Annotated in this window: 17 protein-coding genes; 6 read left to right on the top strand and 11 right to left on the bottom strand. The window is 53.4% G+C overall.

Going from position 1 to position 20,503, the window contains the following annotated elements; genetic code table 11:
- Positions 1–27 precede the first annotated feature (27 nt).
- The 3 genes from SFC07_RS09220 (at position 28) to SFC07_RS09210 (ending at position 2,915) form a co-directional block, all read left to right on the top strand.
- Positions 28–537: an Lrp/AsnC family transcriptional regulator gene (locus tag SFC07_RS09220; RefSeq protein ID WP_411207950.1), complete on the top strand. Its 510-nt coding sequence runs from the start codon at positions 28–30 to the stop codon at positions 535–537.
- A 68-nt stretch (positions 538–605) separates the two neighbouring features.
- Positions 606–1,649 carry an LLM class flavin-dependent oxidoreductase gene (locus tag SFC07_RS09215; RefSeq protein WP_411207949.1) on the top strand — a complete coding sequence of 348 codons (1,044 nt, stop codon included), beginning with the start codon at positions 606–608 and terminating at the stop codon, positions 1,647–1,649.
- Between the two features lie 108 nt (positions 1,650–1,757).
- Positions 1,758–2,915 carry a 2-polyprenylphenol hydroxylase gene (locus SFC07_RS09210; protein WP_411207948.1) on the top strand — a complete coding sequence of 386 codons (1,158 nt, stop codon included), beginning with the start codon at positions 1,758–1,760 and terminating at the stop codon, positions 2,913–2,915.
- A gap of 19 nt (positions 2,916–2,934) precedes the next feature.
- On the opposite strand, the gene SFC07_RS09205 is transcribed toward SFC07_RS09210, so the two are convergent.
- A complete protein-coding gene (locus tag SFC07_RS09205) occupies positions 2,935–3,723 on the bottom strand; it encodes a carbon-nitrogen hydrolase family protein (protein WP_411207947.1) in 789 nt (262 codons plus the stop codon).
- 91 nt (positions 3,724–3,814) lie between these two features.
- On the opposite strand from SFC07_RS09205, the gene SFC07_RS09200 reads away from it, so the two are divergent.
- Positions 3,815–4,060 carry a hypothetical protein gene (locus SFC07_RS09200; protein WP_411207946.1) on the top strand — a complete coding sequence of 82 codons (246 nt, stop codon included), beginning with the start codon at positions 3,815–3,817 and terminating at the stop codon, positions 4,058–4,060.
- The gene (locus SFC07_RS09195; protein WP_411207945.1) at positions 4,057–5,211 is read left to right on the top strand and encodes an alpha/beta hydrolase; all 1,155 of its coding nucleotides are present in this window, start codon (positions 4,057–4,059) and stop codon (positions 5,209–5,211) included. The genes SFC07_RS09200 and SFC07_RS09195 overlap by 4 nt, the downstream gene beginning before the upstream one ends.
- 33 nt (positions 5,212–5,244) lie before the next feature.
- Here SFC07_RS09195 and SFC07_RS09190 read toward each other — a convergent pair whose 3' ends face one another.
- The 5 genes from SFC07_RS09190 to dnaK form a co-directional block, all read right to left on the bottom strand.
- The gene (locus tag SFC07_RS09190) at positions 5,245–6,765 is read right to left on the bottom strand and encodes an aldehyde dehydrogenase family protein (protein ID WP_411207944.1); all 1,521 of its coding nucleotides are present in this window, start codon (positions 6,763–6,765) and stop codon (positions 5,245–5,247) included.
- Positions 6,766–7,046: 281 nt separating this feature from the next.
- Complete coding sequence (locus tag SFC07_RS09185) at positions 7,047–7,487, bottom strand: heat shock protein transcriptional repressor HspR (RefSeq protein ID WP_411207943.1); 441 nt, start codon at positions 7,485–7,487, stop codon at positions 7,047–7,049.
- A 62-nt stretch (positions 7,488–7,549) separates the two neighbouring features.
- Complete coding sequence (gene dnaJ, locus SFC07_RS09180) at positions 7,550–8,740, bottom strand: molecular chaperone DnaJ (protein ID WP_411207942.1); 1,191 nt, start codon at positions 8,738–8,740, stop codon at positions 7,550–7,552.
- A gap of 219 nt (positions 8,741–8,959) precedes the next feature.
- Positions 8,960–9,607, bottom strand: coding sequence for a nucleotide exchange factor GrpE (gene grpE / locus SFC07_RS09175; protein WP_411207941.1), 648 nt, complete (start codon positions 9,605–9,607; stop codon positions 8,960–8,962).
- Complete coding sequence (dnaK, locus tag SFC07_RS09170; RefSeq protein WP_411207940.1) at positions 9,607–11,454, bottom strand: molecular chaperone DnaK; 1,848 nt, start codon at positions 11,452–11,454, stop codon at positions 9,607–9,609. The genes grpE and dnaK overlap by 1 nt, the downstream gene beginning before the upstream one ends.
- 342 nt (positions 11,455–11,796) lie before the next feature.
- On the opposite strand from dnaK, the gene SFC07_RS09165 reads away from it, so the two are divergent.
- On the top strand, positions 11,797–13,233 hold the full coding sequence (locus SFC07_RS09165) for an AI-2E family transporter (RefSeq protein ID WP_411207939.1): 1,437 nt from the start codon (positions 11,797–11,799) through the stop codon (positions 13,231–13,233).
- Positions 13,234–13,276: 43 nt separating this feature from the next.
- On the opposite strand, the gene SFC07_RS09160 is transcribed toward SFC07_RS09165, so the two are convergent.
- The 5 genes from SFC07_RS09160 to SFC07_RS09140 all read right to left on the bottom strand — a co-directional run bounded on the left by SFC07_RS09160 (position 13,277) and on the right by SFC07_RS09140 (position 20,471).
- Entirely contained in the window at positions 13,277–13,837 is a 561-nt protein-coding gene (locus SFC07_RS09160; RefSeq protein ID WP_074506088.1) for a nucleosidase, read from the bottom strand.
- A gap of 71 nt (positions 13,838–13,908) precedes the next feature.
- Positions 13,909–15,015 carry a Wadjet anti-phage system protein JetD domain-containing protein gene (locus SFC07_RS09155; protein WP_411207938.1) on the bottom strand — a complete coding sequence of 369 codons (1,107 nt, stop codon included), beginning with the start codon at positions 15,013–15,015 and terminating at the stop codon, positions 13,909–13,911.
- Between the two features lies 1 nt (position 15,016).
- Entirely contained in the window at positions 15,017–18,352 is a 3,336-nt protein-coding gene (locus SFC07_RS09150; RefSeq protein WP_411207937.1) for an ATP-binding protein, read from the bottom strand.
- Entirely contained in the window at positions 18,349–18,987 is a 639-nt protein-coding gene (locus SFC07_RS09145) for a DUF4194 domain-containing protein (RefSeq protein ID WP_411207936.1), read from the bottom strand. Before SFC07_RS09145 ends, SFC07_RS09150 begins: the two co-directional genes overlap by 4 nt.
- Complete coding sequence (locus SFC07_RS09140) at positions 18,984–20,471, bottom strand: DUF3375 domain-containing protein (protein WP_411207935.1); 1,488 nt, start codon at positions 20,469–20,471, stop codon at positions 18,984–18,986. Before SFC07_RS09140 ends, SFC07_RS09145 begins: the two co-directional genes overlap by 4 nt.
- Positions 20,472–20,503 lie beyond the last annotated feature (32 nt).

Below are 20,503 nucleotides of genomic sequence, written 5' to 3'. Positions count from 1 at the left end.
CCTAATAGATCAATTTTATTCGAGAAAGTGCGGGAAAAAATTGAAAATTTATTGGAAAAACTGCCTCTGAACGGGAGAATATTTCTTATGGATGCGCTTGATAGGAAGATTCTGTCCCTCCTCCAGCAGGACGGCAGGGCAACAATGACTGACATTGCAGCAAAAGTGGGACTAAGCCTTTCGGCATGCCACCGCCGTTTTCGCGATTTGGAAGCCAGTGGAATCATCCGTGGTTTTAGTGTGGACCTTAATTTGGAAGCCTTGGGCTTTTCTTTTGAGGCTATAGTTTTTGTCACCCTCAAGACTGGAAATGGTGCCGCCGTCGCCGCTTTTGAAGAAGCAGTGGCCAAAATCCCCAATATCGTGCAAGCCCATCGCCTTTTTGGCGAGCCCGACTTCCAATTATTTGTGGCAACTGCATCAAAGCAACATTTTCAAGAACTTTATGACACCCAATTATCAATGCTCCCGGGAGTACAAAGACTCACTTCCACATTGGTTATGAAGACCATTGTTGACCATCATGCGCCCTTATAGCCCGCACGGGAATGACATCACCAAATTTTTAGTTGACATGTCACGGAAATAGTGGAAAGGTTCAAACCATGAAGGCATTTGGATTTTTAAGTTTTGGCCATTACCAAATTGGCCATGAACGCTCCATGCTGAAGCAAGCATTAGAGCTGTCAAAGGAAGCAGATGCCATTGGTGTTAATGGCGCTTATTTCCGCGTGCATCACTTCGCTCCCCAAGGTGCATCACCGATGCCACTTTTGGGCGCGATTATCGGCGCTACCAAGCACATTGAGGTTGGTACCGGCGTTATCGATATGCGCTATGAAAACTCCCTCCACCTCGCCGAGGAAGCCGCAGCACTGAACCTGCTTGCCGATGGCCGAGTGGCGTTGGGAGTGTCCAGGGGATCACCCGAGCCAGCTGAAAAGAGCTGGGAAGCTTTTGGTTATGACGGCGGCGATGATCCCAAGGCTGCTGGCATGGCTCGTGATAAGTTCCAGCGTTTCCTCAATGCCATTGATGGTTACGGCATGGCAGTGGCAGCAGAAAACCAGTACCCACGCCTTTACACCCCAGGTACTCCGCTGCCAGTATTCCCACATGATCCTGACCTGCGTAAATCCATTTGGTGGGGCGCTGGCTCCCACAACACTGCAGAACAGGCAGCGCGTGATGGTGTAAACCTCATGAGCTCCACCCTGGTTGCAGAGGCAACTGGTCAGGCCTTTGGTGATCTCCAAGCTGATCAGATTGCTTTCTACCGCGCAGCTTGGAAGGAAGCCGGACACGATTGGACTCCTCGCGTGTCTGTGTCTCGTTCTGTTTTCCCAATTGTCACTGATCGTGACCGTGAGCTTTTTGGTCTGCAGGGACAAGGCGGAGATCAGATTGGTTTCCTTGATGATGCCCGCACCACCTTCGGACGTACCTATGCTGGTAGCCCCGATGAGCTTATTGATCAGCTCAAGAATGACCGTGCAGTCATGGAAGCTGACACCTTGATGCTCACCGTTCCTAACCAAATGGGTGTGGAGCTTAATGCTTCCATTCTGAAGAATTTTGCTGAGCACGTTGCCCCAGAACTTGGCTGGAAGCCAAACACTGAAGGACTCGTTACCGGATACGAATTCTAAAACAGGAGCAAAAACAACAAAGGTGGCGTCGAAAAGCGCTTTTTAAAGCGCCCCGACACGCGCAAGGCGCGCGCCACCTTTTTGCTGTGTTGGGGGCACAATGGTTTTGTGACACCTCGACCTCTTAAAGCTGTCGTTGACCTCATTGAGGACAATGCCCCGACCTTTCTTGATGCAATTGCGCAGCGCTTGCTCATTTTGGAGCCCAGTGCGCGCGGACACTTCCCCAGCCCGGACGACCACACGCACGTCAGTCTTGCTGAACTTTTGACTTCCGTGCTTGATGGCACCGGCGCTGAAGGCAAAGTGGAGCCGGACACGCTGGCGTATTTTGAAAAGCTGGCGGTGGATTATCGCCGCTTTGGGGTGACCCCAAAATCACTGTTGGCCTTGGGTGAAGCCATCCGCATTGAGCTGCGCATTTTATGTGCGGACCTGCCTTTTGAGACGGTCCTTTTTGCCGAGCGCGCAGTTTCTGCCACTGCCCTTGCGATGTCTGCAAGCGCCCAAGCTGCCGAGGACGCGGGTGTACTGCCCTATATTTCCGCCCAGGTGGTACAGGTGGAAAAGCGTAGTCGCCGGTTTTTTGTGGTGCGTTTGCAGGCAGAGGGCGAACTTCCCTATAAAACGGGACAATATGTGCCGGTGAGCACCTCTTATTTGCCTAATACTTGGCGTTATTTATGTCCGGCGATCCCCGCCAATGAGTGGGGCCAAGTGGAATTCCACATTCAATCCGATGTTGATGATATTTCGCGATTGTTGGCTAATTCCCAAGTTGGCGATTCCTGGATCATTGGTCCCGGCCAAGGTGATTTTGGCCAGTCAAAGATGAACCAGCCCAATGACTTGCTTTTTATTTCCCACGGCACGGGCTTAGCTCCTTTGCGAGCCTATATGTTTGAGCTGCTCAACCAGGCAGTTCCACCGCGCCTGCACTTTTTTGTGGGTGCTGAATACCCCGGTGAGCTCTATGAACTCATGGGAATGTGGAATTTTGCAGCAGCCAGCCCCTGGTTATCGGTAGTTCCGGTTATTGCCCACGACGAAGATGAATGGTGGGTACAGGCTACCGATGCATCCAAGCCGCCACGGGGTCTGCACCTGCCGCAGGTCGGCTCCATGGCCAAGGTGGTTACCAATGTGGGCGCGTGGGCGGACCGCAATGTGCTCGTTGCAGGCCCTGAGCAGTGGGCGCGCGATATTAAACGCGCCATGATCCGCCGGGGCACGCCTGCTGACCAGATTGAGATTTTGGGATTTTAAGCTGGTCTTAGAGAGCCTTTTAGAGGACCGGAATGCTCTTTCGCACGTCCTCCAAGCTGCTGAGGTCAATATCCACAATGAGGGTTTCCTCCTCATAACCGGCCTCAGCCACCGCCTTACCGGTGGGGTCAACCACCACAGAATGGCCAGCACCGGTAGGCCCCTTGCGGCCGTCGGTGGGTCGGGCCTGGCCACAGGCCGCAATCCAGGTGGTGGAATCTAACGCGCGGGCGCGACTAAGCACCTGCCACTGCTCCACTTTGCCCGGCCCATCCTGCCAAGAGGTGGGCACCACAATAATCTGGGCACCCCGGCGCGCCAAGTCCTTAAATTGCTCCGGGAAACGGATGTCATAACAAATGGCTACACCAAAGGTCACTCCATCTACTTCAAAGAGCACAAGCTCCTCACCAGGCTTAACGGTGTCAGATTCGCGATATCCAAAGGCATCATAGGTATGAATTTTGCGATAGCCCTGATGCAAACCAGCACCAGTAATCAGCGCCGTATTGTGCACTCTCGAAATAGTCTTGCCATCTTTTTCCACCGTGTCCGCCGGCGCGAACATCCCAGCGACGATCACAACGCCCAGCTCATCGGCCAATTCCCGGGTAGCACTGGCAAATTCACCATCAAGATCCTCGGCTTGTTGGTCTAGCCGGCCGGTGCCAAAAGCTTGGGAGGTAGCCTCCGGAAAAACCAGCACGCGGGCACCCTTGGACGCAGCATCGCGGGCAGCTTCACGCAGGTGCTCAAAATTGCTCATCTTATCGGCATTTGTTGTAATTTGCAGCAGGGCAATACGCATATCCACAGCCTAGGCGCTCGGCGCGAAGTTATGCACAGGTTCACGCGAAGGATTCTTGCTGAATTTTAGTTTTCCGGCTTTGATAGCAGCCATGTACCTTCATAAAAACCTCCCTGAACTGCTCTTTCTTAGCGATTTCCCCATCCCGCGCCTACACTTTTTAGCCACCACAAACCGCACCCTCGCCGCGCTTAACAGCGCTGATCAGGGGTGGGCCACTACGCTTTTCGACGTCAACCGCTCGCTGGTGGAGCATCTCCAAGAGATGCGAAATTTATGCTCCGAATTTTTTAGTACTGATGAAGATCTTGGTGCCAGCTTGGATGCCCTGCCATGACAGTGCACAGTAGTTCTTTAGACAATGCTGCCCTCGAACTTTCACGAGCCGCGGGAGTGCTCGCTACTGCTGCTTCTGAGCGCAGGAGCTCCTGGTTAAAACTAGAACCGCTTAGTGATTCGAGCTCTTTGAATGCTGGTTTTAAACAGTTGCCCGCCTTTGATCAGCCAACCTCTGATGTAGCTGCGCAAATGGACGCTGTGGTCTCCACTTTGGTAACAACTGCCGATGCATTGCGCCTGATAGAAGGCTATATCTCCTATTTGGAGAGACTTGGCAATCAGTCACTTATGGTGAGCGTGATGCTGCGATATCTGGGCAACTTGGGTGCCCTCTTAGACTTCATGTGCGCCCGCGAAATCTCAGCCCTCTGCACAGCGATTAGCCCACCACCACTGAAATATTTAGCATCTTTTTCCGACCTGCCAGCTGCTGCCATTCACGAATATCACCTGCTCCATGCACCCCCGGAGATACAACAATTAGCCCGTGACAATCCTGATATGCAGATTCTGGAGGCTGGCGATGGCAGCCTGGTAGCAGCTTTTGGAGATATCGATAGCGCTGCGACCATCACCACCATCGTGGCTGGTGTTGGCTCCTCCGACACTGAACAATGGCCTGCTCATATGGGGCGTGCCCGCAATATTCAGGCAGCCACAGGTGGCGCCACCATGATGTGGCTGGGATACGCAGCTCCTCCCACCTTGGCTCATGGTTTAGCGCGAGCTCCGGCTAGGGCAGCAGCCGATAGATTAGAAGAATTTCAAAACTCGCTGCGCCAGCGCAATCCCAGCCAGCGACAAGTGGTGATGGGTTATAGCTATGGCTCCACTGTGGTAGGCACTGCTGGGAAATCTTTGCAGGCAGATGCCCTAGTTTTGGTGGGAAGCCCGGGTGCTGGTACAGGAGTTTCCCACGCTTCCGAATTGGGAAGCGAGGTATATGCCATTACTGGTACGGCCGATCCCATTGGTTTTGCAGCTACCCGATATGACGGCATCCATGGGATTGATCCGACCTCGCCTACTTTTGGCGCTACAGTGTTTCCTTCTAGCTCGGATCATTCTGGGTATTGGGGAGACGAAGCCTTTTTGGGACAACTGCGTGAGGTGGTGCAGGGCGTAGATATAAAGAAGCCGCCACCTTAAATCAGGTGACGGCCTCAGGTCTTAATTAAGAGATCAGAACAAACCGGTTGGGTTTGGATCGTAGGAGACGAGCAGGTTCTTGGTCTGCTGGTAGTGGTTCAGCATCATGAGGTGGTTCTCACGGCCGATACCGGACTCCTTGTATCCACCGAAAGCGGAGTGCGCTGGGTAATTGTGGTACTGGTTAACCCAGACACGACCAGCATGAATAGCGCGGCCTGCACGGTAGATGGTGTTCTGATCGCGGCTCCAAACGCCGGCGCCAAGGCCGTAGTTGGTGTCGTTTGCAATGCGGATTGCCTCGTCGAAGTCCTTGAAGGTAGCAACGGAGAGAACTGGTCCGAAGATTTCTTCCTGGAAGATGCGCATATCGTTGTTGCCACGGAAAACGGTTGGCTCAATGTAGTAGCCGTTTTCCAGACCTTCAACCTTGTTGATGTGGCCACCGGTGAGGGTCTCTGCACCTTCCTCAGGACCAATCTTGAGGTAGGAACCAATCTTTTCCATCTGCTCCTGGGAAGCCTGAGCACCCATCATGGTCTCGGTGTCCAAAGGATTGCCCAGCTTGATGGACTTAACACGCTGGACGCCGAGCTCGAGGAACTCATCTGCGATGGACTCGTGAACAAGTGCACGGGAAGGACAGGTGCAAACTTCACCCTGGTTGAGGGCGAACATTGCAAAGCCTTCAGCAGCCTTCTTAGCGAAAGCATCATCCTTAGCCAAAACATCTTCGAAGAAGATGGAAGGAGACTTACCGCCGAGCTCGAGGGTAACTGGGATGATCTTGTCAGATGCTGCACGGTTGATAATCTTGCCCACCTGGGTGGAACCGGTGAAGGCGATCTTGCCGATGCGGTTGGAGCTAGACAGCGCGGTTCCGGCTTCTTCACCAAGACCATTGACGATGTTAAGAACGCCTGCTGGGATCAGGTCCTCGATGAGCTTGACCACGTAGAGCAGGGATGCTGGGGTCTGCTCAGCTGGCTTCATGACGATGGTGTTACCGGCTGCAAGTGCTGGTGCCAACTTCCACGCAGCCATGAGGATTGGGAAGTTCCAAGGGATGATCTGTGCAACAACGCCGATTGGCTCGTTGAAGTGGTAAGCAACGGTGTTGTGATCGATCTGGGAGGAGCGATCCTCCTGTGCGCGGATTGCGCCCGCAAAGTAGCGGAAGTGATCGATTGCCAGTGGGATATCAGCAGCGAGGGTTTCACGAACAGCCTTGCCGTTCTCCCAGGTCTCTGCAACTGCGATTTCCTCAAGGTGCTCTTCCATGCGGTCCGCGATGCGGTGCAGGATCAATGCGCGCTCAGTAACAGAAGTCTTGCCCCATGCATCTGCAGCCTTGTGTGCAGCGTCGAGTGCGAGCTCAATATCAGCTGCGGTGCCACGTGCCACCTCACAGAAGACCTCACCGGTAACTGGGGTGATGTTTTCCAGGTATTGACCTTCTACTGGTGGAACCCACTGGCCACCAATATAGTTGTCATAACGCTTCTCAAAATTGACGATCGAGCCTTCAGTTCCTGGGTTTGCATAAACAGTCATGGGATCTCCTTCAAACCGTCATTCACGCACTTTTACTGTGTGCTGAGTGACAAATGTTCAAGTTATGTGATGGCGAGCACATTCGCACTCTTAGCAGCAACCATAGGTGGGAACCGCCCGCCACGGCTAGAGTGAACTCAGAAATTTACCCCCTGAAATTAAAATTTATCCTGCTTAGCACCAATAATCACGATGTGAGAACTACCCCCGTATATAAAGAAAAGGTGCTGCATCCTTTCGGATACAACGCCTTTTAAAAACTTGACTGGCTTAAAGCATTGCTAATTCGAGCGGCCTTTGCGACGCTCCCACATCACCACAGCAGTGGATCGTGGCACATGCACAAGCTCACCGCGAGGCCTGCCACTTCGCACCTGTTCTTTGAGTGCTTCGTTTTCAGCCTGGGTTTTACGCAGTGATTCTTTGAGATTTCGGTTTTCTTCACCAAGCTCAATAATCGCCTTGATGCCTGCTAAGTTAACGCCTTCCTCCTGGCTGAGATGCTGGATTTTGCGTAGCAATTCAACATCTTCAATGGAGTAGCGGCGCCCGCCACCTCTGGTGCGCTTTGGGATAACAAGACCCATGCGGTCATAGGTTCTCAAGGTTTGCGCATGCATACCGGCAAGTTCCGCGGCGACAGAGATGACGAAGACTTCACCCTGGAAATCAGCACGATCAAAGTGCCCTGCACTATCTTGATCTTTTTCCTTTGATGCCATTTCGTTCCGTCACCTCCTTTCATCGGGATTTTATGCCGTTTTGCTAATAGCTTCTAGCTGTTTTAACGATTTTTACCGGCCCAATTAGCGCGGGGATCAAAACCAGATTCAGCTTCCGCTTCTGCATATGCCTGCAATGCCGCGGTTGCCTTCTCATCCAGATCCTTTGGCACTGCAACCTGTACGGTGACCATAAGATCGCCGGTATTACCGCGGGTTTCGATGCCTCTGCCACGTACCCTGAGGGTTCGTCCATCTGGGGTTCCTGCAGGCAGCTTCAATTTCACTGGCTTATTCAAGGTCGGCACAGAGATCGCACCACCAAGAGCAAGTTCAGAGAAGCTTACTGGCACGCTGACCTGAATATTGTTGCCATCGCGGGTGAAAATTTTGTCCTTTTTCACATGCACTTTGACAAATAAATCGCCAGCGGGCTTGCCATTGGGACCCGCTTCACCTTGGCCTGCAAGACGCACCTTTTGGCCGTCTTCTACGCCAGCAGGGATACGCACGGTGATGGAACGTGATTTACGCACAGTTCCAGTGCCATGGCAGTTATCGCAAGGATCGGTAATTACTTCACCGCTGCCACCACAGGTGGTACAAGGAGCTGAAAATCCAAATGCACCCTTGTTTTCCGAGGTAAAGCCGATGCCATTACAGGTTGAACACTGCGTTGGGTGTCCGGATTTGGAGCCCGATCCATGGCAGGTGCTACATGGGGCATCACCGGTGAGTTCCACTGGGATTGTGGTTCCCTTGGCTGCTTCAACAAACTCGAGGGTGATGTTGGTTTCTACATCCGCCCCCCGCGTCGGCCGAGCTGACTGGCGAGGACCAGCGCCGCGGTTGAAAAGGCCACCGAAGATATCGCCCAAACCGCCGTCCGCAGAAAATCCTCCACCTTGTCCGGCTCCTGTGAAGAGGTCGGAGGCGTCGAATCCGCCCGTCGACGTGCGAAACCCTCCGGGGAATCCCGCACCTCCACTTCCGAATCCACCACGGATTCCACCGGATGCTAGAAGTGCCTTGAGTTCGTCGTATTCTTTACGCTTTTTATCATCGCCGAGTACATCGTAGGCCTCGGCCGCCTTCTTGAAGCGATCTTCAGCGGCCTTATCGCCGGGGTTTTTATCTGGGTGGTTCTCCCTGGCGAGTTTGCGATATGCCTTCTTGATCTCTTCATCAGTGGCGGACGAGGAGACCCCCAGGTCTGCGTAATAGTTCTTATTTGCCCATTCGCTGTTATTCACTGGGCATCCCCTCCTCTCATCGTCTTAAATATGGGGATTGTTGTGTAGTTATGTGTACTTCTTAAAGGTTTATCGTCTTTAAATTATTAACTATTTGTTGTCCATCCACCGGCGGACAATCCCTGTTAGGGGTGCCCGCCGGTGGGTCAAGCGTGGCCGTGGACAACGGCGAAACCACTGGGCGGAGATCCAACTCCCCGCCCCGAACTTTTTAGAGAACTAGTTCTCAGGGTCCGCAATGATAACCATTGCGGTGCGGATGACGCGGTCACCCAGACGGTATCCCTTGCGGAGTACCGTGCCGAGAACCTTGGTGTCACCCTGGGAGAGATCCTGGACAGCCTCGTGCACCTCAGGGTTGAATTCTTCGCCGATAACGCCGAAGGATTCAACCTTGAGACCACCAAGGACGCTGGCCAACTTGTCGGAAAGCGCCTTCATTGGGCCTTCTTCCAAATCACCGTGCTGTGCAGCAAGATCTAGATCATCAAGCAGTGGGAGCAGCTGGGAAACCACTCCAGCCTTGGCGGTATCGATAATGCCTTGGCGTTCACGCTCGGTGCGGCGACGGTAGTTAGCGTATTCGGCGGTAACGCGCTGCAAATCTTCAGTGCGTTCTGCCAATTGGCTTTCTACGTCAGTTGCTGCACCTTCGGCTTCAACATCAGCAAGCGCTGCGTTGATTTCTGCCTCGAGTTCGGGATCAATCTCTGCTGCAGCCTCTGCGGGTTGTCCAGCCTCCGGATCCTCTTCCTGGCGGGCGGCTGATTCCTCAGCAGCTCGCTCGGCACGATCAGCGGAGGTAGCCTCCGGATCGGTGTTTTCGGGATCGCCGGGGTTATTGGGCATTCCGTTAGGGGTTGTCATTACTTCTTATCCTCACCGTTGTCAGCTGCATCGTCTTCCACGACCTCAGCGTCAACAACGTTGTCATCTGCAGCAGCTGCATCAGCCTGGGTAGCGCCAGCAGCAGCGTCAGCCTCGTAGATGGCCTTGCCCATTTCCTGGGACTCGGTGTTGAGCTTTTCTACAGCGGTCTTGATGGCCTCGAGGTCATCACCCTTGAGTGCTTCCTCAACGCCAGCGGCAGCTGCCTCAACCTTGGTCTTAAGATCCTCGGAAACCTTCTCGGAGTTCTCTTCAACGAACTTGCGGGTCTGGTAAACAAGGGACTCAGCGTTGTTGCGAACTTCCTGCTCCTCGCGGCGCTTCTTGTCCTCTTCAGCGTGAGCTTCCGCATCCTTGATCATGCGGTCGATCTCATCCTGGGAAAGACCGGAGCCATCCTGGATGGTAATGGTGTTTTCCTTGCCGGTGCCCTTGTCCTTAGCGGTGACGTGGACGATGCCGTTAGCGTCGATGTCGAAGGTGACCTCGATCTGAGGAACGCCACGTGGTGCAGGTGCAATGCCACCGAGTTCGAAGGATCCGAGCAGCTTGTTGGCGGAAGCGATTTCACGCTCACCCTGGAAGACCTGGATCTGAACAGAAGGCTGGTTGTCTTCTGCGGTGGTGAAGGTCTCGGAACGCTTGGTTGGGATGGTGGTGTTGCGCTCGATGAGCTTGGTCATCACGCCACCCTTGGTTTCGATGCCAAGAGAAAGCGGGGTGACGTCGAGAAGCAAAACGTCCTTAACCTCGCCGCGCAGCACGCCTGCCTGCAGGGCAGCACCGACTGCAACAACCTCGTCAGGGTTAACGCCCTTGTTTGGCTCGCGGCCACCGGTGAGCTCCTTGACCAGGTCGGTCACTGCTGGCATACGGGTGGAACCACCAACGAGGACCACGTGGTCGATCTCGGAAACGGAGATGCCTGCATCCTTAATAACCTGGTTGAAAGGATTCTTGGTGCGGTCAAGCAGATCCTGGGTGATGCGCTGGAACTCTGAACGGGAGAGGTTCTCATCCAAGAACAGTGGGTTCTTGTCAGCATCAACGGTGATGTAAGGAAGGTTGATGTTGGCGTTCTGGGAAGAGGAAAGTTCAATCTTTGCCTTCTCAGCAGCCTCACGCAGACGCTGCAGGGCCATCTTGTCCTTGGTCAGGTCGATGCCATTAGCGGACTGGAACTTCTCTACCAACCAGTTAACGATGCGCTGATCCCAGTCATCGCCACCAAGCTCGTTGTCGCCGGAGGTTGCGCGAACCTCAACAACGCCATCGCCGATTTCCAGCAGGGAGACGTCGAAGGTGCCACCACCGAGGTCGAATACCAAGATGGTCTGCTCTTGCTCGCCCTTTTCCAGGCCGTATGCAAGTGCTGCAGCGGTAGGCTCGTTAACAATACGCAACACGTTTAGGCCTGCGATCTGGCCAGCTTCCTTAGTTGCCTGACGCTGGGAGTCCTCGAAGTATGCAGGAACAGTAATAACTGCATCGGTGACCTCTTCGCCCAGGTAAGCCTCAGCGTCGCGCTTCAGCTTCATCAGGGTACGAGCGGAGATTTCCTGTGAGGTGTAGTTCTTGTCATCGATCGCTACGGTCCAGTCGGTGCCGATGTGGCGCTTAACGGAGCGGATGGTGCGGTCAACGTTGGTAACTGCCTGGTTCTTAGCGGACTGACCAACCAGAACCTCACCGTTCTTTGCGAATGCAACGACGGAAGGGGTGGTGCGGGAGCCTTCAGAGTTAGCGATAACTACTGGCTCGCCGCCTTCAAGTACGGAAACCACAGAGTTGGTGGTTCCCAGGTCGATTCCTACTGCACGTCCCATTATGGTGCCTCCTGTTTTAGGTGATTTTGTATTGTCCACGGCTTGAGCTTTGGTGCTTCCGCACTAAGTTTTTAAACCCAGTACAAAAAGCTCTTATTGAGCCTGCCTGACTCAAGCTTACATCCCTTACAACGGACAATTCTACAAAGTTGTTCCCACATCACTCAACTTTATTTGTTTTCGCAGGTCAAAGGCTTCCAACTAAGGGAAGAATCCGGGTTTACCCCTAGCCCTCAAAGCCATCCCAAAGGCAAAAAATGACAACTTGCGCCAACAGATAGCAATTTTCAAACATCGCTAACGAAGAAAAATCAAAGTATACATACTTAAATACAACGCCCAATGTCCCACACGTATGGCATAGTGATTTTTGTGAGCATAGAATCTGGAAACCCATCCAAAAGGGATGACTCAAATAGCTCTATCCCTTCAAAAGATTTGCCCGAAACCGTCCTAGACGCGATCGAGGACAACTTCGAGCCACCGTTAAACACCCAAAAGACAACGGCGGACGCTAACGATGATCTATCTATTACGCCAGCAGCTGATTCCGGCACTGTCACAGACCGTTCAGTAATTTTGGGACGTGACGGTCGTTGGCTATCCGGCTGGGCGTTGCGTTTCATCGTCCTTGTCATTGCTGGTGTCATTGCACTGCGCATGTTGGGCGTCATCTGGGTCGGTCTTCTCCCGGTAGTCCTCGCGCTTTTAGTCTGCACGGTGCTGTGGCCACCTGTTAAATGGCTACGCGACCATAAAGTTCCAGCTGCTTTGGCTGTGGTGATTACTATCCTGGGATTTTTCGCCATCATTGGTGGCGTTTTCGCAGCAATTGCCCCGAGTGTGTCTTCGCAGACTAAGGAAGTGGTTGATCAAGCTACGGCGGGCGCCCAAGACCTCATGGATCGGATCCAAGGACCACCATTTAATTTTGATGTCTCGCAATTTGAAGGCGCGCTCAATGACCTAACATCCATGCTGCAATCACAGTCTTCCACCATTGCTTCTGGTGTGTTCTCTGGACTGTCAACTGCATCATCCATCGTTGTCACGCTAGCAGTGATGCTGGTGTTGACCTTCTTCTTCCTCAAAGACGGCCCTCGTTTCCTGCCATGGATGCGCGGCTTCACTGGTGAAAACGCAGGTTGGCACCTCACAGAAGTCCTGACCCGTACCTGGAATACCTTGGCCGGATTCATCCGTGCACAGGCCTTGGTATCCATGGTCGATGCAGTGTTCATCGGCGTCGGACTGTTAATTCTCGGCGTACCAATGGCGCTTGCTCTTGCAGTGATCACGTTCTTCGCTGGCTTCATCCCCATCGTCGGTGCGGTGTCTGCAGGCGCCCTGGCTGTCATCATCGCGCTGGTTACCAACGGCGTGACCAATGCGCTTTTGGTACTTGTATTGATCCTGGCGGTTCAGCAGATCGAGGGCAATATCTTGTCCCCATTCCTGCAGTCCAAGGCTATGAACCTACACGCAGCGGTTGTTTTGCTATCCGTCACCGTCGGCTCCACCATGTTCGGCATCATCGGCGCGTTCTTGGCCGTTCCAGTAGCCGCAACGTTGGCTGTCTGGGTGCGCTACCACTCTGAAATGGTTGCTTTGCGCGCCGGTGAGATCACCAGTGATGACATTGAGATCGCCACGACGAAAGGTTCCCCAACCAGTATCAATGGCCAAGAAACCCTTGCTGCCATTCGAAGCAGATTCGCCGTGCTTGGCCGCAAGAAGCCGACATCTGCCACTGCAGAAAAAGCAGACTCAGAAAGCTAGCCAATAATGCTCACTCCCGATGCCGCCAGGCATCGGGTTTTTGTTATTTAAACGCCTGCACAGCCTCCGCCAACTGTCGTGCGCCCGCATCGACCGCATCAAACCACGACCCCGAAGCCTCCTCATCCGCACTGTCGCTAACCTGCTTCAGCAGCGTAATCGGAACACCAAAATGCTTTGCGACGCCCACCAGCGCCGCGCCCTCCATATCGCAGAGGGAGGCCCGGGTGGCCAGGTGGTTGCGGGTTTCTGAATCTGCAATAAATGAGTTTCCTGTTGCCAAACTCGCTACTGGGAAGTGCCCACTCGTGGCCAAAGTTGAACCATTTGAGCATGGCTTTCCTGTCATTTCAGCGATTAACTCGCTACTGAAATCATGCTGCAGAACGTATTCGATCTCGTATACGCCAGCCAATCCATCCACCAAAGCTCCCGCCGTACCAATATTGACAATTCGGGCAGGAAGCACCTCCCGAGTAGCCAACTCCTTAGTCAAAATCATCGTTGCTGCGGTCGTTCCGATGCCAGTCACCAGCAAGTCGATTCCATCTGGAAGATGCACCGCTTCCTCAGTTGTGGCGGATACAAAAAGAGTCTCAGTCATGGTGACCAAGCATAGAACGACCAAGAGGTTACAGGCTGAGTTGTTTAATAAAAAACAACTCTGAAACAACTTCACCCACGAATTACTTTCTCGATTTCTTCAACAGCAACATCGAGGCGGATGCGTTCTTGTTCAATGCGGAGCTCACCGCCTGTGATGAGTAGGTCCAGTGCATCGGATTCGAAGTCGTGAAGGTTCTCAAAGCTTTCTGCCTTGAATTCTCGGTCGGCAACGCCAAGGTAGCGCCAGCGGGAGACGGTTTCAGGGTTCATCAGCACGGATTCGGTGTGGGGAACGTGGCTGCGGACGGCATCGAGAATTTTGAAACCGTCCAGGTCAAGGTCACCCCAGTACAGCAACCGACCATTAGAAAAGTAGGGTCCTCGAACAATGTCTACTGCACGGTAGCCCGCACCCCAAGCAATTGTTACGCCCGGCCAAGTGGGTAAAGCGAGAAATGAATCGAGGTTTTCCACCATCAGAATTACTTGCGGTTCTTGTAATTCACACAGGTTGGAAAGCGGTACTTCAATGTCTGTGAGCCCGGCGGGAGCATCTACGGAATGGAAGCGGAGCCGGACGCGAGCTTCGGCGTCACCAAGTCCAAGATCGGCACGACCAGGTTCACCACGTTTGTCGGCCACTAACGTTTCAATGAGTACGCGGTGGTTTTCAAGCCATTTGGTGTGCACGCCTTCAACCGCGACTGCGCGTTTCAGCAGGCCAGAGTTGGGGTTCTCCAAAAACCATTCCACAACTAACACCGTCTTGGAGAGATCCTCGTTAGACAGCGAACGCCACAGCGACACATGTTTCGCCACCACCTCCGCTGTAAAACCAGACAGCTGTGAAAACCTCTCGTGAAGTGAAGACCATTCATCCTCTACCTGCGCAAACACAACTAATTCCTCAATCGTGTTCAACGTCAGCCTAACGGGTACTTCAGTTTTACCTAAGCCCACAGGTGACCAGTTTCGCACGGCATATTCCACGTCATCGCGTCCCTCCCATTGGCGGATAAATTCCCTGGTGGCATCAATGTCGGCAGCGGCTTTAGCAGCTGTCGGTGGGTGCAGGGGCAGGCTGAGGCCTGCGTATTCGCCGAGGAGCAGCTCGCTTAAGTGCGCGTGGAAGTATTTTTTGCTGCGGTGGAGGGCGTCGTCGATAAGCAATGGCATGTTATTTCTCGATCCTAGAGAAACTGGAATTGCCCTGAATTGCGCCCTGGGCGTTTGGTTTTTCGGTGTAGCTGACCACGATGGTGGAGCCGACATAATCGCCGAGGGTTTGGATGAGTTTCAGCGGGGTAGCGAGCACCATGTGGAAGCCGAAGCTGTGGAAAACGTTCATGGTTTGGCGGGTGAAAGCGGGGTCGGCGCGGTCGAAAGCCTCGTCCAAAATGACGGTGGCGTAGGTGGGATAGTGGGCGCCGGGTTCAGCCAGCTGGTAGCGCAGGGCGGCGGCGAGGCAGAAAAACACCAGCTTCTGGGCTTGTCCGCCTGAAAGTGATGCGGAGTCGACGTAGGTGTTGACGGTTGCGCCGTCGGAATCGCGCTCGAGGCCGATGAAACGGACGTGGCGGCGGGTGTCTAGAACGGTGTTGCGCCAGCGGGCGTCGGCGGAGTCGTGGGAGGCGAGTTTGGAGATGATTTCAGCGATCAGCGCGTAGCGAGCGAAGGCTTGTTTCTCGGTGTTGGTTCCCAGGTCACCGCTGGTAGCGGCATCAAGCTTTTGCTGGAATTCCCTCACGATTGGGCCACTTTGATCGCGGATGTCGATGTGCAGGAAGCGACCTTCGTTGAATTCCGACTGCGCCAAGGAGGCGTTGATCGGCTCGATGCGCTCCTCGATTTCCCGGCGCGCATCACGTAGACGCCGCGAGATTTGGCCGAGGTTTCGGGTAGACATCTCGTTCATGAGCCCTAGGAATTTAGCGGTGAATTCTGCCAAACGATCGCTGCGAAGCTCGCCGAGGCGGTTGATGGCCTCACCAACAAACTCAGGTTCAGCTTGTAAATCAGCGCGGTTCGCAGGCCACGTTTCAATATAGCTGCGCAAAATGCCAACAATTTGGTTTTCACAACGTCGAAGTTCTGCCTCATTGGCATCGATTTGTTTGTCCAGATCCTCGCGCAGCGCAATGGTCTGCTCATCCACGTTGGCGGCGTGAACCCGGCGGGTGTTGGCAAGAAATAGTTTCTCCACTTCCCGCGCGATTTCTTCAGAAACCTCCGCAACCGGCAGGCTTTCGAGCCGTTTCAATTCAGTTTCGGCGCGTTTCAGGTTCATCGACGCCACGGTTTCCTCACTCTGAGCTGCGACAAGCAAGTCAGAAACCCTCGCAAGCGTCTGCTTCGCCGCCTCATGGCGCGCGGAAAGCTCGGTGGCCTCTGGAGTGTTGTTCAGCTCTTCCAGCAATCGGTCCAGCTCAGCAATCGCCGCGTCGGCTGATTCCACATCAATCTGAGCCCACGACACTTTCAAAATTTGTTGCGAAGCCTGATACTGCCGTTCAAGTTCCCGCAGCTCAGCACGGTTTGCAGCAATGCGATTATCAGCTGCCTGCACAACTGCTTTGCCGGCTTTCACGGCCTCTCTGAGCGTTTCCACCTTGGCATCATTGGTGGAACCCAAACGGTATGTGGACCGATCCCCCAGCTTTCGGCGGTCATCTTTTTCCCAACGAGTCGTCGGATCGCCTGTCTGCTGCGCAAATTTTCGCACACCCAAAATGGTCACGCCCTGATCGCGTGGCCCCAGCGCCGACAATTCCTCAGGAGTGCGCACGCACCGAATATTAAAACGCTTGCCTAATTCTTGATTTACCCAATCGCGAAACGGCGACTCCACAACATCAACTTTTCGGATCAGGGAATCCGCCGGAAAATGCGAGGTTTTGTACTCCCCTGTTGTCACCACGCCGTTGAATTTCAGCAGCGCTGCCAAATGTTTGGCATTTACCCAATCCCGAACCCGTGGCAACAACCCATGAGGAACCAGCATTTCCGCAGCAAAACCACCCAAAAGGCGTTGCACAACGGGTTCCCATTCCGCATTATTTGGATCGATCAGCTCACCGGCAAAGGGCATATCGCGCGGGCTCACACCCAAATCCTGGCACAAATTTTCCCGCACCTGCAGCAAACGGTACTCAATATTACTGCTGCCTTTACTCAAAGAAGACAGCTCTTGATCCGCCGCCTTGTACTCATCAACCGCGCGCGTTCGATCCTCTACATTCCTCTGACCTGCAGCTTCAAGCTCTTCCCGCGCCGCCGGGTACTCATCCACGGTCAGCCGCGCAGCATTGTTGAGCTCCAACAACTCCTCCGCCGATTCCGGCGCCGCACCGCCCAGCCCCTTGACCAATGCGTCCAGACTAGCGCGCGCAGCGCTAATTGTTCTTCGCTTATCGACGGCCCCCTCCCTCTTCGCACTCAAAATTCCATGCTGCGCCCCCACAATGTGCTTGACGTTATCGTGCGCGAGGGTTTCCATTTCGCGGGCACGATCTGTCTCAATTGTGGCGGACTCCACCTTCGACTTCGCCTGTGTTTGCTCCACAGTAAATTGTCGAACCAGTGTTTCTTGTTCTTCCTTCTTAATGCGATTTCCAACAGTCGGCAGTGCCCTCCTCAACGCATTGGCATGGTCTTTGGATTGTTGTGCTTTCTCCCGCCGATTCTTCAGCTGCACCAACGGATCCAGGGTGTGAATCTGCCGTTTAATATCTTCTACCTGCTCATATGCGCCTTCAAGGTCTTGGAATTGTTCCACGGCAGTTTTAGCAATGCTAAAGGTATCCGGCTCCACCAGCATGTAATCCCGAAATAGATCATCCAAGCTTTGAAGATCTTTCGCCGACTGAGCGCGGTGCAGCAACAGCAATGCTTCCTCGCTGGAAATCCCCAAACGACTCCTAAATTTGCCGGAGAATACAGAATGCTGATCGCTAAAGGTGGCATCCTTAAAAGCTGCTCTGATCTGGCGTTTATCAATGCCTTCCTTCAAGAAATCCAGCAGCGCATTAATGTCTTGATTAACGGGAAACACACCGTAATACGAAGAAATGTCGGAGGTTAAATTGTGCCCCGATTTCAGGTAAAAGATAGCCACCAAAGTGTGCTCAATGCCTTCGCCATTGGAATAAGTCAATCCAACCAGCGAATAGGTTGCGCGGGGACGAAGGTAAGTAGACACAATCTGATCCTGCAGCGGATCCTCCTGCGCACGCCATGCGCCACGGATATAGGTAACCAAACTGCGTCCCTTATTCCGCGGGGTATTAGCTTGCGCAGCAGAGTTGAACCTCAATTTTCCCTGCGGAAGCAGCACCGCGGTGATCGCATCAATCAGCGTGGATTTTCCTGATCCCGAACCACCTGTAACCAAGATTCCTTCCCTGGTCACGGGGATATCCACCGTTCCGTGGAAGGTTCCCCAATTGATCAACTGGATCCGCGAAAGGCGGAACTGACCTGGGTGAATAGGATCTAGAGCTTGTTCGCTGGTCACTTCTGTTCCTTTTCATTTCCATCATGGGCTGCTTTGTTAAATTTTTCGTACTCAGCACGCACACCTGCCACAGTGTCGGCATCAAAAATCTGACGCAGTGCTGGTGAGACCTCAAATCGTTCAGGGGTCTCTGTCTTTTTAGCCAATGAATAATCCACAATGCGCCTAAAAGCAGCATCGAAACGTTTGGCTAATTTGGCTTCATCGCGTTCCTCATCAACGCGGTACAGCAATACTTGTTCGCGGATTTCTTCACGATCCACGATCACACGCTCACCGGGCGGCGCCATGGTGAGTTCTTGGCGCAGAATCAAAATGATCAACGTATCAAAATGCGACAGCGTCTCCGTGCGCAGCACTTTGGGCATCGCTTCAGTTTTGTTATTTCCAACCAATACTTCTTGTCCACCATTGGCAGGCCGAGTAAATGCAACACCCGCATCCTCATCAAGAACCAATTCGAGGAACAGATTGTTAAGCACAGCATTCAAACCGTCTTGATCTGTGGTGATTGCCCGCCACACTTCAACATGCTGCAATGCATTCACCATGGGTCCTTTGAGTAATTGAACCAACGCTTTACGGGACCCAAAGGTCAGCGTTCCAGTATCGCCTTCCCACAGTTGATCATTCATTTATTTATCTCGCTTTCTACCAAATCGTCACTGCTTAAACCCCTGATGAACTGCCAACCCGTAATCCGCCACCGGTGTCTGCCATCGTCACTCTCCCATTCCACGACTTGCGCTTGACCTGTGGGAACACCATCGCGCATCGCCAGGTACAACAGACCAACAATGCTGGCCAGGCCTTGTGTTGCTGGGAAATGTTCCAGCACCTCGGTGATCGTGGCATGCGATTGCTCAGCAAGAACTAAACCAACCGCCTCTTCTAATTCCTCAAAATCAATCTCGCTTGCTCGAATCTGTTCCAGCAAGACTTCCGTGTCTAGTTCTTGCTCTTCAACTGGCTCCGGCAGATCCTCGACGCGTTCTTCACCTGGGTTCTTCAGTTTCAATCCAGCAATGGAGCGCACATCCATACCAATGCGCACGAGTGGAGTGTCCATATGATTGAGCGAGGTCACTTCACCAGCTTCAGCCGCCTTCGCTGCGGCACTACGAGTATCGCGAAGCAACTGAATCATGCGTCGGCTCTCTGCGAACTCCTCGGTAGTGACATAATGACGCAAACTTCGAGCCAGCCCTGTCATTTCCCCGTTGACCTCGAAGCTGGCATCCTCCATATCCCGGAAAATTCGGTACAGCCCTGTCCTTAATTTTGAATCCAGATCAATAGCCTCATCACGTCCCAGAACTTCTCTGATCCATCGATCAATCAGACTTGAACGCTCGCGATCCAACAAAACATCAAAGAAACTATTGAAGCTGCGCCCCGCATCGGAATCCCCAATCAAATCAACTCCCCTAAAGATCTCTTCTAGAACATCACCACGGGAGTCTTCAGGATCAAGCAATTGCCTGCGCAGCTTCCGATTCAGATCGCTCAGCTCATGCCGAACCCTGGCAAAATCTGCAGGAATAGAAGCCGCCAGATCCAAGATATCCGCTACCCGATCACCTATCTGCACAGTGGTGAGGACCTCAAATTCACCAGCATGAACCGCTTCAATCTGGCGTTCGATCCTGTCGCGTTCACGCTCTAACTCAGCCAAACGTTTCGCCGTGCTGGGATCTGATTCCAACGCCAAAGTCTGAAGCGCTTGCGTCAACGATTCAATACGAGACGCCGAAATACTTCGATGCGGGTTATCCCACCGCTGCACCGAATCCAGCACCGCCAGCAGCTCTTCACTCGGTTCCACGGTCTCGCCAGTCTGCGAACTACCAGGACGACGCACAAACCACCGGGACTTCACCCAATCACTCACATAATCCGACGGGCTTTTCGGCAGCTCAAATCCCTCTTCCCGCAGCACCCTGAAATCATCACTGAGCAGCTGATACAGCTCTGAGGCTGGCTTAGCGATAGCCCCCTGCGGAAAATACTGCGCCACCACGGCAAGCACCACCGGAAAGTTGTCACTGCGCAACAAAGACAGCTCCAGGGATTCCTGCCTAAATCGCTTAAATCCAAGCGCGTGCGATACAACGGTCATGCCAATTGACTATTCCAGAAGGGGTGGACACG

The sequence above is a fragment of the Corynebacterium callunae genome (genome assembly GCF_046592015.1).
Classification (GTDB): Bacteria; Actinomycetota; Actinomycetes; order Mycobacteriales; family Mycobacteriaceae; genus Corynebacterium; species Corynebacterium callunae_A.
Note: the sequence above shows the minus strand (reverse complement) of the source record. Positions and strands in the feature narration are given on the sequence as shown.